Raw genomic sequence first — 15,062 nt, 5'->3', positions numbered from 1 at the left:
AAGTTTTTTGATGTTTTTTAAAGGCGGGGATTCACGTCTTTTGCCATGTCTAGAAAAGCGGCTGGGTCAGCATCCGAGAATCCTTCGGTCGCCTGCGACGCATCAGACTGGATGCTTATTTTACTGATATCGAGGTTAGGAGAAGTTGCTTCTTCAGCTGCTTTTTCGCCTTCGCCCGTGCGATCGATCGCGGCAACATCAAACTGTTTTGATAATTCATAGTCCGAAGCAACATCAACCTGGGGCATTTTCTCATCGCCCGTCTTGATTTCTTCGACCATGCGTTCAGCATCAAAATTAGAGTTTGCACCAGCTTGAGTCATATTCTACTCCTTGTAACTTTTGCTATAAATATCGCGGATTGAATGGGCTAATCGTACCAACTGCTTTTTCGAGCCATACCACCCTTGAGGCAGATTTAATTCTTTTCGTAGGAGAGATTTCGAAAAGACAATTCCACTTTTCAAAGTCTTTCCTCGGAGCGTTTCAGATGGCTTCAGTAACCTGCTAAATCTAGACGGGAAAAAGTTCGGAGATAACAAACGATGACATTTAATACCGATCAGAACTCTCAACTGCTTGCAGAAAAAGAACAGCGCGTTTTTCAGTCGTATGGTGAATTGGGAATTGACGATCGCCTTGCATTGCTTTATTTGATTTATGAGAAAATGGGCGAGTCGATTACGCCTGCAGCTCCGGCAGCAGCAGAACCTAATCTGGCTCCTGTACTGCTGGGTGATTTTTATCATCTTGGCAAGGACAAACAGCTCGCCGTTATGCGCGAAATTGTGAACCGTGAAGAGACAGAATATTCCAGAGCATACGGCGGTTTGAGAGAAAATAATCAGCTTGCAGTGTGGTATGCCTGGGCAAAGGGCATGGGCGATACCGTAGTGGGAATGCCAGACAACTATCAGCCCACGGAGGCAATCCAAAACCTGCTGAAGGCGCTCGAGGACCTGGAGTTTCAAGAGCAAATTTCAGTTCTGCGTCTGATCGCGAGCAACATGGGCTACAGCGAAGTGGAGCCAATTCCAACTCAGGCAGAAACCGGAAAGACCTCTAGTTTCTAAAGAAACTCCTGATATCTAGACGGCACATCGATATTTCAGCTAGATATTTCGGCAGCGATCGTTCAGAGTCTAGGGGCAGTTGGCAAGCTGCCCTTATTTTTATAGAACGTTTCCTGATAGACGTGAACTGTGCAGATGGTCTGCCGTATCACTAAGTTTCAGAAATCGTAAAACCTTCGATCAGCATTCGGATCGAAAACTGGAGAAATTGATCGAACGCTTTCCCCTGAGCGACAAATCGTTGCTTATCCCATCGTTGCCCATCGCATTGCTAAACCCAACTAACACCCCTTAAGCAGCTTCTGGATAAATCGAATCAATCGGTTCTGCTTCTGGCTCTGGGTCAAACTCAACTTCTGGTACGGGGATATCTGCTCCGTTAATCGTTGTCCCCAAAAACTGAATTTCTTCTGACTCCAATAGCTGCTGCGTCGTTTCGTTCAGCAAACCCTCTTCGGTTACTTCAGGACGCGCCACTAGCATAATGCCATCGCTGAGCGGCTCCAGCAGCAGGGCATCGCTCGATCGACTCAGAGCGGGTGTATCTAGAACGACCCAATCAAACTGTTCTCGTCCGATTTTAATGAGCTGTCGCATTGCGTCCGATTCCAGAATGGCTGCGGCATATCGCTGAGGTGCAAGGCTCGGCACAATAAATAAATGATCGATCGCCGGAACTGCCCGAATACAGCGATCGAGCTGCTGATAATACTCTGCCGATTTAAAGGCTAGACCATCAGGTGGCTGAAGGTGCAGAGCGGTGGCTTGAGAAGGCGATCGAAGGTCTGCTTCAATCAGCAGCGTCTTTTTGCCTGCCCGTGCTGCCGCGACTGCAAGATTATAAGCCGTGACCGTTTTTCCTTCGCCGCTCACTGTGCTGGTAATCAAAACGACCTTTAGCTCAGGTTCGCCCCCAATTCGCTTCAGGTTAGTCCTCAGTCGCTCATAGAAGTCTAGATAGGGTGAGTCCGCTTCTAAGACGGGCAATTGCTCATCTTCCTCGGGCAGCAAAGGCAAAATACCCAGCATGGGAACTTCTTGCTGGCGCAAAGCTGCTTGGATATCTTCAGACGTGTAGAACGTGGGATCGATCATTCCCAGCACCATGACCAGTCCGCCACCAACCAGTACGGCGAATATCCCGCCTAATAATAGAATCATGCTGCCGCTCAAGCTAGCTTCGCTAGTCGCCTCGGTTGCCGGCGGCTCAGCCACAATTAAGCTGCCAACCGTTTCTTCTTGCGCCAGTTTTGCATCTGCTAAGCGTGCCTGTACCTGATTGTAGAAAGTCTGCTTCAGGGCAATCTGCTGCTGAAGTCGCTGCTGTTCGAGCTGCTTATTCGGAATGCTGCCATACTCTCGCCGAAGCTCCTGTTCCGATCGCACTAGGTCGGTGAGCTGCTGCTGAAGGGTTTGCTGCTGAGTGGCCAGCCCGACTAAGGTATCTGCCAGTGCCTTTCGTGCCGGGTCGAGGCTACTGGCTTGGCGAATCTGCTGTAATGCTGTTCTTCGTCCGAGAGCATTATCACGATCCAGGGAAGTCGCGATTGGATTGCCGCCAATCACTTCACCGACCCGTGCCTGAAGCTGCTGCTCATACACTTCGAGCTGACTCTGTAAGTCCAGCATTGTTGGATGATCGGGACGCAGGGTTTTGGCAAATAGCTCCCGCTGCGATTCCACCTGATAAATTCGCGCCCGCAAGTCGGCAAGAATCGGATCGGCACTCAGGGCAGAAGCAAGATAGGCTTGTTCAGGAGTCATGCCCAGACGGTTCTGCAAGCTGCGAATTTGAGCAGTCATTCCCGTGAGGGCTAATCGAAGCTGTCGCTGCTGCTGCTGAGTGCTGGTGATTGCGCCGAGCAAACTACCGCTTTCGGCTGCCTCGATCGCCGTTCCTTCTCGCCGCACATAGGTTTCAAGCTGCTGTTCTGCCGATCGCAGTTCGTCGGTGACTTTCGGCAAAAGCTGATCCAGGTTTTCGATCACGCGCCGCAATTGCTGCGTATTAAATTGACGGCTCTGCTCGATCATGGCTTTCATGAGCAGATTAGTGACTTTTTGCGATCGCTCTTTGCTGCTGTCTTGATACGCCACGGTAATGCGTAGAGCCTGAGAGCCAGCTGGAGCAGCACCTGCAGCTTCTGTGCCATTTCCCGTGACGGTAACTTTGGCACGCTGTGTTAAAGCCAGTTCCGATAGGCGAATCTCCTCTGCTTCAAGCAGCTTGAGCGTCGTGCTAACGACCTGGTTTGAAAGCAGCATTTCCTTGGTTACAGCCTGTCCTTGCTGCTGCAATGCCGTTCCTGTGGCAGAAAAAACGTCTGGCGGCGCGCCATAGGTGAGAGCGCCCTCGGTTACATAGGTTGCTGTGGGTGGCTTTTGCAGCACTGCTGCTCCGCCTGCAAGCCCTGCGACGACCAGGAATCCGGCGAGTCCAGCCCATTTATGTCGATCGAGGGCGATCCAATATCGCTTAATGAAGGGGGGAGTCATGGGTTAGCCCTTGGTTATTGCCCTCATGTTGCCAGCCTTAGTGTTCCCTGAGTGTCCTGCCGAATCGCGGTTGATCTTAACGTCTGAGCTTTAATCACTTGATCTCGATTCCCCTGACGGACCAAACAAACTTGCCGCACTGTTGCCAAGCGACTGAAAAAACAGCAAAAATCCCAGCACATCGCGAAATGGCTGCGTGAACGTATTCAGCGCATAGGTAATTCGTGCTACCCAGTTCCGACCAATCACAATCACATCGTCGTTTTCCAACATCGGGTCTTGCGTCGAGTCACCGAGCATCGCCTTTTTGCCGTCTAGCTCCTGACTCACGGCTTTTTGCTGCTGTTCATCAAACCGCACCAACCCCACATTGCGAATGTCAGCACTATTGAGATCGATCGATATTGCAGTCAGGGCATCGAGAAACCGACTGCCGCTCGGCAGCGCTAAACTTCCCATCGCGCCTCCATTTCCGGCAGCGTAATTCATAATCCGAATCTGAATTTGCTGCTGTGCCAGGGTGGATTGCGCCATCAGCATCCGGTTATAGCCCTCATCGCTGGTGCGTGAAGGAATCACGATCGTATCGCCATCGCTTAGCCGCACATCCGGTAGGGTTCGAGACTGGGAAAAGGGCGTGTACAAGTCAATTTCTCGATCGCGCACCGAGCCATCGGGCATTTGCCGTTGTACCCGAACCGATCGCAAATCTGCCTGTCCGCTGGTTCCGCCTGCTGCAATCAACGCTGAGGTCAACTGCGGCGACTGCAACGGATAAAAGCCCGGACGCACCACCTCACCCACGATCGTTACTGAAACCGGACGTTGCCCCACTAGCATCAGATCGATTTGCGGCTGAATTACAAAGCGATCGAGCGCGGTTTGAATTTTCGCTTTTGCTTCTTCCAGGGTTAACCCCTCTAATGGCAACGCGCCCACCAGGGGAATCAGCAGATTGCCCGCCGGATCGATCGTGTTCTGAAAGGTCAGATCAGGAAAGCGAAAGACATTCACAAACAGCGAATCGCCTGCTCCTAAACGATATTCATCAAACTCATCAGCCGATTGGGAAACTTCCTGGAAAATATCGGTGATTGAGGTAGGTACTTCTCTAGAAGGCAGCCTTTGGGGGTCTGCTGAATTGATCGGCATCTCCGAGTTGGCTTGAGCTGCCTGATAAAAGACGCTTGCCTGGGTCGCCCAGAACAGCGAAGTAAGCGAGAGGATTATGAGTTGGCGAAACATAGGGATCAGGTGTGCGGTCTACAGGAAGCAATCACCCTGACAGCAAAATCAATCACAGCCTATGGTGAAGGCTGAAGGGCAGTTTCAGTCAAAGCAGTCTGAATTTGCTGTGCCAGGGTTTCGAGTGGAAGACGCACCGTTTCAATGTTTCCCAAAGGAGCGATTGGCTGCATCACACTGACGGCAATCCAAGCAAGTGGCTGCTCGGTTTTCCACTGCGTTATCTGGTTTGCCCAAAACCAGTTGGTCGGGGAAGGACTGCCGCCCGTTGACCAGGCATACCACTGCATCACGGCATAGGTGCGTTCCTTTGTCCAGCCGCGCAGGAATCGAGCCTTCACTGGAATCGACTGTCCATTTGAACCAGTCACCCTAAACTCGATCGATCGCGCTGAGTCTGTCTTCCACTGCTGGAGTCCGTTGATATCCATCCAGTCCACCTGAGGCAAATCGCGAATCCAGGTTTGGGGACGCAGCAGCAGCAGGGTTGTGGTTTGCGGTGTGGCAAGTGCGGCTTCTGCTTCAGGCATGATTGCCTCAGTGGGGAAAGTGCTTCGCATCGCCTGCGCTGACCAGCTATGTCCGCCAATTTTGATCGATCGCTGGTTCAGCGTTTGCCAGCCTTTCAAGGCAAGTCCCTGTTGCTGAATCTGTTTGAGCTGCTTGACCTGCGCGAGTTCGGGCAAATGATTCCACGTCCAAGCTTGCGTCCAGTAGTTTGGCACAACGATCGCCACAACGATTGCCAGTGTAAATAAGACGATGCTTTGTTTGATCACAGCCCATTTCATTACAGTCATTCGAAATGAAATCATCAGAAATCTGTGGGTTGAGGAGCAGTATCGTTTGATTGGCGATCGATCCAGCGCATTAGCAGCACAATCAGCCCCAGCAGCACAGTGGAAAACAGATCGCCGCCCCAGCCGTCATGCAGCCAGTGAAAACCCGCCTCCTGCGCTGTGCCGTAAAAGTAGGTCAATAATGCATTGCGAATAATATTAGCAATCAGATTCAGCAGCAAGATTCCCGCTAGTAGCCGCATCACCTGTGAGCGAGACATCCGTGCTCCTGTCCAGTAGAGCAAAATCATCCCCACATAAAGGCTGGTAAACAGCATTTTTAGCCCCGCACAGTAGGGAGCAACTTCTACCACGCGATCGTTTACAAACAGGTAAATCTCATCCACCCGCACCGGCATTCCCGCTTGCACCAGCAAAAACCCTGCAACTCCGGCAATAAAACGCTGAAGCGGCAGGGTATAGGGTACGAGCAAATAGGGAACTGAGTTGGGCGTTGCTAGCAGCACCAGCAGCAGTGGAAATGCCTGAAGCCGCAGACCGGGAATCCCCTTCAGCCACAGACAAAGCCCCGCCAGCAAAATCGGCAGTGACAGATTAATCGCGTCCGGGAGCGGGCTGAGATACCAGACCAAGCCCAGCGTCAGCAGCACCATGCCGCCAAGGTGAGTGCGATCGGGTAAGGTCTGCCAGCGATGCCGTTTTGACCAGACCAGATAGGCAGCAAAAGGCAAGCCTAGCAGCCCGTGGCTAAAGTATTCATGCTCGGTGCTGATGGATTTGTTGATCCAGCCATCGATCCAGTGCAGCAGCAGCGGCGTGTACAGTAACAGCAGCAAACCGCCGATCGCCAGTATGGGCAATTGTTGAGGAAGTGCATCGAGTTTTTGCCTGACGTGCATAAGCGCAGGAAATGCTTTTCAGAATGGCTGTTTCTAGCATTCCCGCAACTGCCTTCCAAACACCAAGACCCGTCATCCTCAAATAAACGTCCTCCCCCAAAAATTTTGAAAGCCTCTCAAGCGGGAGGCACTTCATCTGAAAACTGCTGTGAAGTTATGGACATTACTGAGTAGACGAGTAGACGAATAGAATTATTCTGCGAATTCCTGCAACAGGGCAACCTTGTCCTGACCGCCCTGCTTGCTCAAGAAAAGGTAATTTTGAAATTCCTTGATCGACAAATCGAGAGAACTCTTTGCTGATATCATGACAGCCGGATGACCAGAGCGTTGAGCTTCCTGAAAAAACTCCTTTAGCTCCTCGTTGGACATTGGGCGCTCTTCCCAATAACACCAGCACACTTTTTGCAAATGATCGTCGTAGTGCCCAGCGTTTTCTCTCATTACATAGCTTACAAACAACCCGTAGAGAACGTACTCGGACAAATGCTTTACTCTAGTAACGACCTCTAGCCAGTCCTGCTGAAAGTTCTCCTCAAGCAATCGATACAGTTGGATTAAAGTATCACGTCTCCAGGTAACAATCTGGCTAATGTAGAAGTCATAGTAGTTGTTTTCCAGGGGCAAATTAAGTAATTTCTTGGCAGTATCCTTCCATTTTCTGCTCTCCTCAAATTCGTGATCGCTAGAGTGGTTCACTCGAAAGATTCGGGCTTTATCGCCTTTCGTTAATGCTCGAGGATCAAAGGAGTTAATGAATGCAACATCTGAGTCAACAAATATGAGAATGTCCTCTTTTACATACTGCGCTGCTGCTAGTTTCACAATCTGCTGAACTAACCATCCTCGCAGCAAAAAGTTACCTGATTGGTAACCTTTCAGATTTAGCCAAATATTTTTTCGGTCAAAGAAAGGAACTCGCTTAATCCAAAAGGGAAGAATTTCTTCTTTGGTTAAGATGATTATGTTTTCATTAGATAGCTGCTGAAAAAGATCAAAGTCTTTTTTCTCGACAACGATGTAATGTTTTACTGGGAAAGCTACGAACTGCTTGATGCTCCAACACAGTAGCTTGCATCTTTGAAAATCTGGCGCATAGCTGGGGGTAATAAATGCAAAAGAAAAGATGCTCATTGTTTTCCCAGGTACTGGCAGTGTTATTTACAAGATACTGGGCTATCCGTAAGTATTCCAGTGCTTCACAAAACCTTTATGAAGGCATCTGTAAAAATATGTAGGAAACTTATCCTAACTCCCTACAATTGTTCCTGGTAATCATGTGCTGTGCCAGCAAAACACTGAGTAGAAGGCGGTTTGACAGCCTTTTAGTGAATCAGGGTAACGATCACAATCTCATTCGGACATTAGAGAATCCAGGCGATTACTTAAGCTGCCCCTAGCTCTTTAGTTTTCGGTATAGTTCATTACTTTTGGAAGGAATCAAACCTCGTTTCCTTCTGTCTTGATAGAAGAAGGTAAATCAAGGATTAGAGCTTCTAAAACTTTTTACTTCCAAAGATAGTTGGCATACTCCAAGTGAGGGCTAGGGGAGCAGGTTTGTGTTCTACTTAATAATGCCAGGCTGCAAATTTACGCTTTATCCTGCTAGCAGCGATCGATCCGCCTGAAATTCCATCGCTGGATGTGAGGCAAGGATCGACTGCTTCATCAGGGATTCGATCGCGCTGACCACCTGCTGAATCTGTGAGTCTGCCATACCCGGATAGAGCGGCAGCGACAAAATCTCCTGGCTCATTAGTTCTGCGGCGGGAAAGTCACCTGCGCGATAGCCAAGATGCTGGTAGGCGGGCTGAAGATGGCAGGGAATCGGATAGTGAATGCCCGTTTGAATGCCGAGTTCGGTCAGTCCGGTTTGCAGTGCGATTCGATCGATTGTGCAAGCCTGGGTCACACGAACCACATACAGATGATAGACATGACCCGGACCGCTCTGGTTCTTAATCGGCACAATGCCGTATTCTGCAAGCGGCTGAAGCAAAGCGTCATACTGCTGAGCAATTCGGTAGCGATCGGCATTCCAGGCAGCCAGATGAGGCAGTTTCACCTTGAGGACGGCAGCCTGAATCGAGTCCAGCCGGCTGTTTGTGCCCAGATCGGTGTGAAAGTATTTGCGGAGTGCGCCGTAGTTGCGAAGCGATCGCAAGGTTTGCGCCACAATCTCTTCCGAAGTAAGCACGATACCCCCATCGCCGAATGCTCCCAGATTCTTGCTGGGGTAAAAGCTAAACGCCGCCGCGCTGCCAATCGAGCCTGCTTGATAGCCCTCCCGCGCTGCCAAGTGCGCTTGGGCAGCATCCTCGAAAATCAGCAGGTCATAGGCACTGGCGAGATTCAGCAGTGCACTAGGCGACACCATTTGCCCGTAGAGGTGAACTGGGACGATCGCCCGTGTCCGGTAGGTGATTGCCTTCTCGGCTGCCAGCAAATCGATCAGCCCAGTTTCCAGATTGCAGTCTACCAGGATTGGCGTTGCCCCCGTTCGCAGTACCCCAATCAGTGTGGCAACAAAGGTATTTGCTGGCAGCAGCACTTCATCGCCCTGGCCAATTCCACAAGCTTGAAGCCCCAGCGCAACTGCATCTGTGCCGCAAGCCACCCCAACCCCATAGCGAGTTCCGCAAACTTGAGCAAAGGCAAACTCAAACTCACTTACTGCTTGCCCCAAAACATAGTCGCCCTGCTCGATTACCGATCGAATTGCCTGTTCAAGCTCTTGTTGAAGCGGCTGCTGGAACTGAAAATCAACAAATGGAATGAAAGAAGAATGATTCATAAACCCAAGAAATTCTGAAAGGAGGGTAACCAGGGAAACATCATGAGCAATGGGAAGACGATAAGTAATAAGCAAGAGCAGCAAACAAGCATATCTGACCCACTGCAATCGAAAAAAGCTGGAATAGAAGCAGTGTTCTAGCTCGGTATACTGCTCACCAAACGACTGCTCACCAAAATACTGCTCACTGAACGACTCAAGTTACCTGATGAGGATACGGTTCGCGAGAATACAGTCCGCAATTCTGCAAGAGTTCTGCAAGAATCCGGCCTGCAAAGAACTTACTGTGCCTAATGGGGCTGTGCCTAATGGGGACGATATCTCTAGTTATGTCGGATCTTGTGTAATTTTAGATACAGATTGATAGTGAAGAGTCGATAAAGACTTTTTTCCAGGGTTTCAGAATTAGGATTTCAAACTATGTTCTGAAACGCATTGCTTCTATCGTATTTGTTTCATCCAATCGCTAACTCCGATCGCGCAACTCTGTTTCTAGCTTATTGATATCTTCCGGCAGAAAAACGTAGATTTGACCACTGTACGCCTCGCCGCTTCGCGTTTGCGCTGTTTCCATCCAGTAGGCATAGCGATCGCCCTGGCGAATTTCTCCTTGAACCGATTCCAGCAGAGGAGTGTCACGATTCGTTGCGGCTTGCTGCTGCTCCTCCGTGGGATAGCGGTACACCAGGTTTCCCTGCACAAAATCCTGATAAATGTCATCGCCGTAGACGCTGCGAAGAGTTGAAGCAAGGCGATCGAATGTTACGCCATTGGTCATGTCAAACAGGGTAATGCGCTCTGTTCGAATTGTGCCCCGGCTCTCTAGAGCGGCTGCGCGTCCGGGTGAAGCGGTGAGTGCTTCAAAGGAAAATCGGCGGGCAGGCGTATCGCTTTTTCGCACAAGCAGCGTTTCGCCACTGGCAGGACGAAGGGCAGAATTGGCTTGAATCCATGCGGCCGCTTGATCAACCGTTTGCCCCGGAAGTGCCATTGCGCGATCGTTTCGCAATGAAAATTGCCCGATATCGGTAATCATCAGCAAAACACTGGCGAAAACAAGCTGAAATCCAAATCGAAGCTTCTTCATGCGTCCTTTGTTAACCTGAACGATTACAAGTATGCTTCTAACGTGCCCACATCAACCCATTGATGCACTCCCCTGCGCGAATTACAAGGAGCCCCAGGACGGGCGAGTGTAGCCCACGCAGTTTCAAGACTTAACGCTTTCAACTTTAATCACAGCAGAGTGTTCAACGCAAGGGATGAAAAAAGGTATCAAAAAGAACAGACATCCTCTACTGCAAAGTTACTGCTCACAACTTTACTAAACACTCTTTGAAACGTGACAGAACTGAATAAATCTATTAATCAAGCTTTTTGCTCTCTCGGTACCTATGTGAATTGATACTTTTGATGCTTCTTCTCCGGAATGAAGCAATACTCATCACATCTCGATCTGGATGATTCTGCTATCCTACTATCGTGACTAAATCAGTGTGTCCGGAACAGGTGCTACTACCGTTTAGAAAAAGCCATCGCAGGATGAGGGGGAGAATCCCCTTGCGAATCGATATTAGAGTTTGATAAATCTATCCAGACTCTTGTGCAAGCAAGCATTTGTGGAAGCATTGAGCAAGGAGCTAGAGGGTGACGTCAAGCGTAGAGTTGGTTCCCGGCACGGTAGTAAATCACCGCTATCATATTCAGCGCGTTCTTGGACGGGGCGGTTGTGGACGGACTTATTTGGCGATCGATCGATGTCGCTTTAACGAGCTGTGCGTTCTTAAAGAATTTGTGCCCAATCACCAGGGCGACCCGGTGGTTGCTTCAAAACTGCGTCAGCTCTTTCGGCGAGAGGCGGCAATTCTGCACAAGCTCGATCATTCGCAGATCCCCAAGTTCTATGCAGGATTTGAGCTAAATGATCGGCTGTTTATCGTTCAGGAGTTCATCGATGGCAAAACCTACTGGAAACAGCTTCAGGAACGAAAACAGCAGGGTGAAGCGTTTACGGAACAGGAAATTGTGCCCTGGCTTCGCAGCCTCCTGGAATTGCTTGACTATCTACACAGCCAGAAGATTGTGCATCGGGACATTTCGCCCGACAACATCATGCTTTCCCGCAGGCGCAATCTCCCAGTTTTGATCGATTTTGGCGTGGTTAAGCAAACGACCCAGGCAGAGCTGATTCCTCAAAGCTCTGGGCTGATTCAGGCTTCTGTCGCAGTTGGCAAAGTCGGCTACGCGCCCTACGAGCAGATTCGGATGGGGCAGTGCTCGCCACGCAGCGATCTCTATGCCCTGGCAGTTACCGCCGTTGTGCTGTTGACTGGGCAATCGCCGCACCTGCTGATGAATCCAAAAACGCTGGACTGGCAATGGCATCGCAGGGTTAAGCTCGATCGCCGCTTTATGCAGATCCTCGATCGCATGATGGCAGAACGCCCCACTGATCGTTACCCCTCGGCTCGTGCTGTTCTACGGGATTTGTCAGGTCTGCCGACAGGTTCTCATTCTGAGTCAATCAGCTTCCTGTCTCGCCCGCAGCCGATTCGAACTGCGCAACCTGAGGAGAGTTCCGTCCGAAATGCCCAGCCTGAGCTGACCCTGCTCCAGTCCTCGGTTTCCTTTCTGACGATCGCGACTGACTCCACCCAGATCGAATCCGCTTCTAGTCGAACTCGCCTGACATTGGCTTCCCAGGTTGCTTTGTCTTCAACTTGTGTGCCGCTTCCCCTGACCGATCTCAATCCGCTGACATCGGGGCAGCTAGGCAGCGCGATTCCTCCATACGAGAACCAGCTTCGCTTCGCTCCTAGGACAGGATATTCAAAGATTTGGGTTAGGCAGAAACCAGCCTGGTTTGAGCGATCGGTTAGTCAAGCGCTCATGGTTGCCTCACTGCTGCTGCTACCAGTAGCAGGAATTGTGGTCGGAGTCCAGTCACCCCACATCACGCCTTTGTGTGCACCGCTGGGCAACTGTGCAGGACTTCAGGTAGCAGAGCGATATCGGCAGGCGATTGAGCAGGCAGCGAGTGCAAAAACGCTGATGTCGCAGGCTCAAACCGTGCTTGATTTGCAGCGTGCCCGCGATCGGCTCTCTGAATCCTTGGCACAGCTCAGCACGTTCAGCACAGACCCTCAAATTCAGCCCCAGGCAGTCAATCTGGTGCGGCAGTATCAGGCGGTCTTTCAGGGGCTAGAAGTCCACCTTGAACAAGAAGCGCGGGCAGAACAGCTCCTAAAACGAGCAGAGGCAGAAGCTCAGCAAGCCGCAGCGCAAAGCCATACCGCAAAAACGGCTCAGCAGTTGATCGGTGCAAAGCAGCAGTGGGAAAAAGCAGTTGCAACCCTTAAGGCAATTCCTGAGCGAGCATTTGTGACAAAACAGGCGAAATCGCGTTCAGAAGAATATCGAACTCGCCTTAAGGCAGTTGACCTACGGCTAGCAGCAATGCCGCAGTTTCTAAAGCCAGATCAGTCTCTAAAACTCGATCGATTGGTGGCTCAAGGGCAACCTGCCATACAGGCGCAACCGTCCATTACAAGTGCTTCTGCTGCTCCTGCTGTGCCGCAGCCTACGGCTGTTCAGCCAGCTCAGACCAATAGCTCATCCCGGTCTGTTGCTCGTGTGCCTCAGCCATCCCGTGCTCAGGCATTAAAGCGATCGTCTCAGGTAAGGGCTGCATCTCGCTCACAGCCGCCTCGCCGCTCCTCACCAATACCGCGTCTGGCCATGGCAACGCATCGATCGAGCCAGGTCTTTATTTGGGTCGATCAAGCCTTGGTTAATTCTGATGGAGTGCCGACCGCCAATCTCCGTATTGTCAACAATAGCGATCGAGCATTTAGCTTTAGTCCTGTCTATGCTGAGGTGCAAACGGCTGAAAACCAGATGCTTCGCTCCAGAGTTTTGCTGACCAGCACCTCTGAAACTGTGCTGCAGCCTGGAGAAGCGATGTCAGGCTCAGTCTCGCTGCTCGATCGCAACTGGAATTCTTCGCATCCGAGGCAGGCAACACTGGTGATTCAAGAACGGGCAAGCGGCAATCGCGTGTTTCGCATTCCCCTACCAATGAGCCTTGTGGGATGGTATTCCTCTAATCGCTGAAGCAGCAAAAATCGCTAAAGCAGCAAAAAAGAGGGACAACGATCCCTCTTTACTTTTCAAACTAAAATTCAAACTAGAAATTGTCAGTTGAATATCAGTTGAAATTGTCAGCCAACATGGGTTCTAAAGCTTACACGGTTGCTCTCGAAAGCAACTGGTCTGCCGCTGCTCGTAAAAGCTCTGCCTTATCCGTTTGCTCCCAGGGCAACTCCAGATCGTTACGTCCAAAGTGACCGTAAGCAGCAACCTCCTGATAAAACCGTCCGCCCCGCTCACCCGGAATATTTCGCAATCCAAACGTTTGAATAATACCTGCCGGACGCAGTTCAAAGTGCTGTTTCACTAGCTCTAGCAGGCGATCGTCATCAATCTTGCCAGTGCCAAAGGTTTCCACCAGGATACTCACCGGACGCGCGACCCCGATCGCATAGCTGAGCTGAACCTCGCATCTTTCCGCCAGCCCGGCTGCCACGATATTTTTGGCGACATAGCGGCAGGCATAGGCAGCACTGCGATCAACCTTTGTGGGATCCTTGCCAGAGAAAGCCCCTCCACCATGCCGGGAATAGCCGCCATAGGTGTCCACAATAATCTTACGCCCAGTCAAGCCTGCATCGCCCTGAGGTCCACCAATCACAAACTTTCCTGTCGGGTTGACCAGATAGCGAGTGCGATCGTCCGGCTTGACTTCCAGATCATTAAAGCAAGGTTCCACAACTAGCGACCACAGATCCTCCCGAATTTTTGCCTGAATTTCAGCCAGGTCTGTAATCTCACCAATCTCAGGGGCATGCTGCGTGGAGACGAGAATTGTGTCAATTCCAACAGGTTTACCGTCTTCGTAGATCACCGTCACCTGTGTTTTACCATCAGGACGCAAATAGGCAAGCTGTCCTGTTTTCCGAATGGCGGCTAGCTTCCGAGCGATCCGGTGAGCCAAACAAATTGGGAGCGGCATCAATTCGGGGGTTTCGTTGCAGGCAAAGCCAAACATCAAACCCTGATCGCCAGCCCCAACCGCATCCAGTGCTTCTTCGCTGGACTGTTCACGGGTTTCCTGTGCGTGGTTTACTCCCTGAGCAATATCGGGAGACTGTTCATCCAGCGCAACGAGGACAGCGCAGCTACTGGCTGAGAAGCCATTTGTTGCATCGGTGTACCCGATTTCAGCAATCTTTTTGCGTGCCAAATCCACATAATTGACCTGCGCCTTTGAAGTAATTTCGCCCGTGATTAACACCAGACCGGTGTTCACGACAACTTCTGCCGCAACGCGGCTGGCAGGATCTTGAGCTAACAGCGCATCCAGGATCGTATCCGAGATCTGGTCGCAGACTTTATCGGGATGACCTTCCGTAACAGATTCCGATGTGAACAGGTAACGACGTGCCAAGGCAACAACCTCTCCTAACGCTAGAGTCAGAGATAAGTATAATCAGGGAAGGGAATAAATTGATATCCTTCCTGAACGGAGCGACAATCTCAGCTTAACCGAATTCTGGAATCCTTTCGGATAACCAGCTCTTTTGTAAAGCAATAAATTCCCCCAGTAGGTTTACTGATTTGGTCATTCTAAATAATTTGAATTTGATCAAGCTGATTCACTAAAACAGTAGCATTGGTCAGATTCGGTTTGCTCGAC

Annotated in this window: 11 protein-coding genes; 2 read left to right on the top strand and 9 right to left on the bottom strand. The window is 50.6% G+C overall.

Going from position 1 to position 15,062, the window contains the following annotated elements:
* Nucleotides 1–17: 17 nt before the first annotated feature.
* Nucleotides 18–323 carry a hypothetical protein gene (locus tag H6F80_RS16165; protein ID WP_190792553.1) on the bottom strand — a complete coding sequence of 102 codons (306 nt, stop codon included), beginning with the start codon at nucleotides 321–323 and terminating at the stop codon, nucleotides 18–20.
* A 222-nt stretch (nucleotides 324–545) separates the two neighbouring features.
* Between H6F80_RS16165 and H6F80_RS16160 the strand changes: the two genes are divergently transcribed.
* On the top strand, nucleotides 546–1,073 hold the full coding sequence (locus H6F80_RS16160) for an orange carotenoid protein N-terminal domain-containing protein (protein ID WP_190792552.1): 528 nt from the start codon (nucleotides 546–548) through the stop codon (nucleotides 1,071–1,073).
* Nucleotides 1,074–1,364: 291 nt separating this feature from the next.
* Here the strand turns inward: H6F80_RS16160 and H6F80_RS16155 are convergent, their stop codons facing one another.
* The 7 genes from H6F80_RS16155 to H6F80_RS16125 form a co-directional block, all read right to left on the bottom strand.
* Nucleotides 1,365–3,569: a GumC family protein gene (locus H6F80_RS16155; protein WP_190792551.1), complete on the bottom strand. Its 2,205-nt coding sequence runs from the start codon at nucleotides 3,567–3,569 to the stop codon at nucleotides 1,365–1,367.
* A gap of 90 nt (nucleotides 3,570–3,659) precedes the next feature.
* A complete protein-coding gene (locus H6F80_RS16150; protein WP_190792550.1) occupies nucleotides 3,660–4,814 on the bottom strand; it encodes a polysaccharide biosynthesis/export family protein in 1,155 nt (384 codons plus the stop codon).
* A 59-nt stretch (nucleotides 4,815–4,873) separates the two neighbouring features.
* The gene (locus H6F80_RS16145) at nucleotides 4,874–5,593 is read right to left on the bottom strand and encodes a cyanoexosortase B system-associated protein (protein ID WP_206755080.1); all 720 of its coding nucleotides are present in this window, start codon (nucleotides 5,591–5,593) and stop codon (nucleotides 4,874–4,876) included.
* Between the two features lie 35 nt (nucleotides 5,594–5,628).
* Complete coding sequence (gene crtB / locus H6F80_RS16140; RefSeq protein ID WP_190792548.1) at nucleotides 5,629–6,513, bottom strand: cyanoexosortase B; 885 nt, start codon at nucleotides 6,511–6,513, stop codon at nucleotides 5,629–5,631.
* 192 nt (nucleotides 6,514–6,705) lie between these two features.
* Nucleotides 6,706–7,647, bottom strand: coding sequence for a DUF6492 family protein (locus tag H6F80_RS16135; protein ID WP_190792547.1), 942 nt, complete (start codon nucleotides 7,645–7,647; stop codon nucleotides 6,706–6,708).
* A 463-nt stretch (nucleotides 7,648–8,110) separates the two neighbouring features.
* On the bottom strand, nucleotides 8,111–9,307 hold the full coding sequence (locus H6F80_RS16130; protein WP_190792546.1) for a DegT/DnrJ/EryC1/StrS family aminotransferase: 1,197 nt from the start codon (nucleotides 9,305–9,307) through the stop codon (nucleotides 8,111–8,113).
* A gap of 466 nt (nucleotides 9,308–9,773) precedes the next feature.
* The gene (locus H6F80_RS16125) at nucleotides 9,774–10,394 is read right to left on the bottom strand and encodes a hypothetical protein (RefSeq protein ID WP_199296620.1); all 621 of its coding nucleotides are present in this window, start codon (nucleotides 10,392–10,394) and stop codon (nucleotides 9,774–9,776) included.
* 560 nt (nucleotides 10,395–10,954) lie between these two features.
* On the opposite strand from H6F80_RS16125, the gene H6F80_RS16120 reads away from it, so the two are divergent.
* The gene (locus tag H6F80_RS16120) at nucleotides 10,955–13,420 is read left to right on the top strand and encodes a protein kinase domain-containing protein (protein WP_190792545.1); all 2,466 of its coding nucleotides are present in this window, start codon (nucleotides 10,955–10,957) and stop codon (nucleotides 13,418–13,420) included.
* Nucleotides 13,421–13,550: 130 nt separating this feature from the next.
* Here H6F80_RS16120 and metK read toward each other — a convergent pair whose 3' ends face one another.
* Nucleotides 13,551–14,813 (bottom strand): methionine adenosyltransferase, encoded by a 1,263-nt coding sequence (metK, locus tag H6F80_RS16115; RefSeq protein WP_190792544.1) that lies wholly within the window; start codon nucleotides 14,811–14,813, stop codon nucleotides 13,551–13,553.
* Between the last annotated feature and the right edge of the window lie 249 nt (nucleotides 14,814–15,062).

It is taken from the genome of Leptolyngbya sp. FACHB-711 (assembly GCF_014695615.1).
Taxonomy (GTDB): domain Bacteria; phylum Cyanobacteriota; class Cyanobacteriia; order Elainellales; family Elainellaceae; genus Leptolyngbya_A.
This window is presented reverse-complemented; position numbering and strand designations above follow the sequence as displayed.

Bases quoted from the DNA above. Each gene is read 5' to 3' on its own strand.
- H6F80_RS16165 (WP_190792553.1), bottom strand. From the start codon at position 323: ATGACTCAAGCTGGTGCAAACTCTAATTTTGATGCTGAACGCATGGTC.
- H6F80_RS16160 (WP_190792552.1), top strand. From the start codon at position 546: ATGACATTTAATACCGATCAGAACTCTCAACTGCTTGCAGAAAAAGAA.
- H6F80_RS16155 (WP_190792551.1), bottom strand. From the start codon at position 3,569: ATGACTCCCCCCTTCATTAAGCGATATTGGATCGCCCTCGATCGACAT.
- H6F80_RS16150 (WP_190792550.1), bottom strand. From the start codon at position 4,814: ATGTTTCGCCAACTCATAATCCTCTCGCTTACTTCGCTGTTCTGGGCG.
- crtB (WP_190792548.1), bottom strand. From the start codon at position 6,513: ATGCACGTCAGGCAAAAACTCGATGCACTTCCTCAACAATTGCCCATA.
- H6F80_RS16135 (WP_190792547.1), bottom strand. From the start codon at position 7,647: ATGAGCATCTTTTCTTTTGCATTTATTACCCCCAGCTATGCGCCAGAT.
- H6F80_RS16130 (WP_190792546.1), bottom strand. From the start codon at position 9,307: ATGAATCATTCTTCTTTCATTCCATTTGTTGATTTTCAGTTCCAGCAG.
- H6F80_RS16125 (WP_199296620.1), bottom strand. From the start codon at position 10,394: ATGAAGAAGCTTCGATTTGGATTTCAGCTTGTTTTCGCCAGTGTTTTG.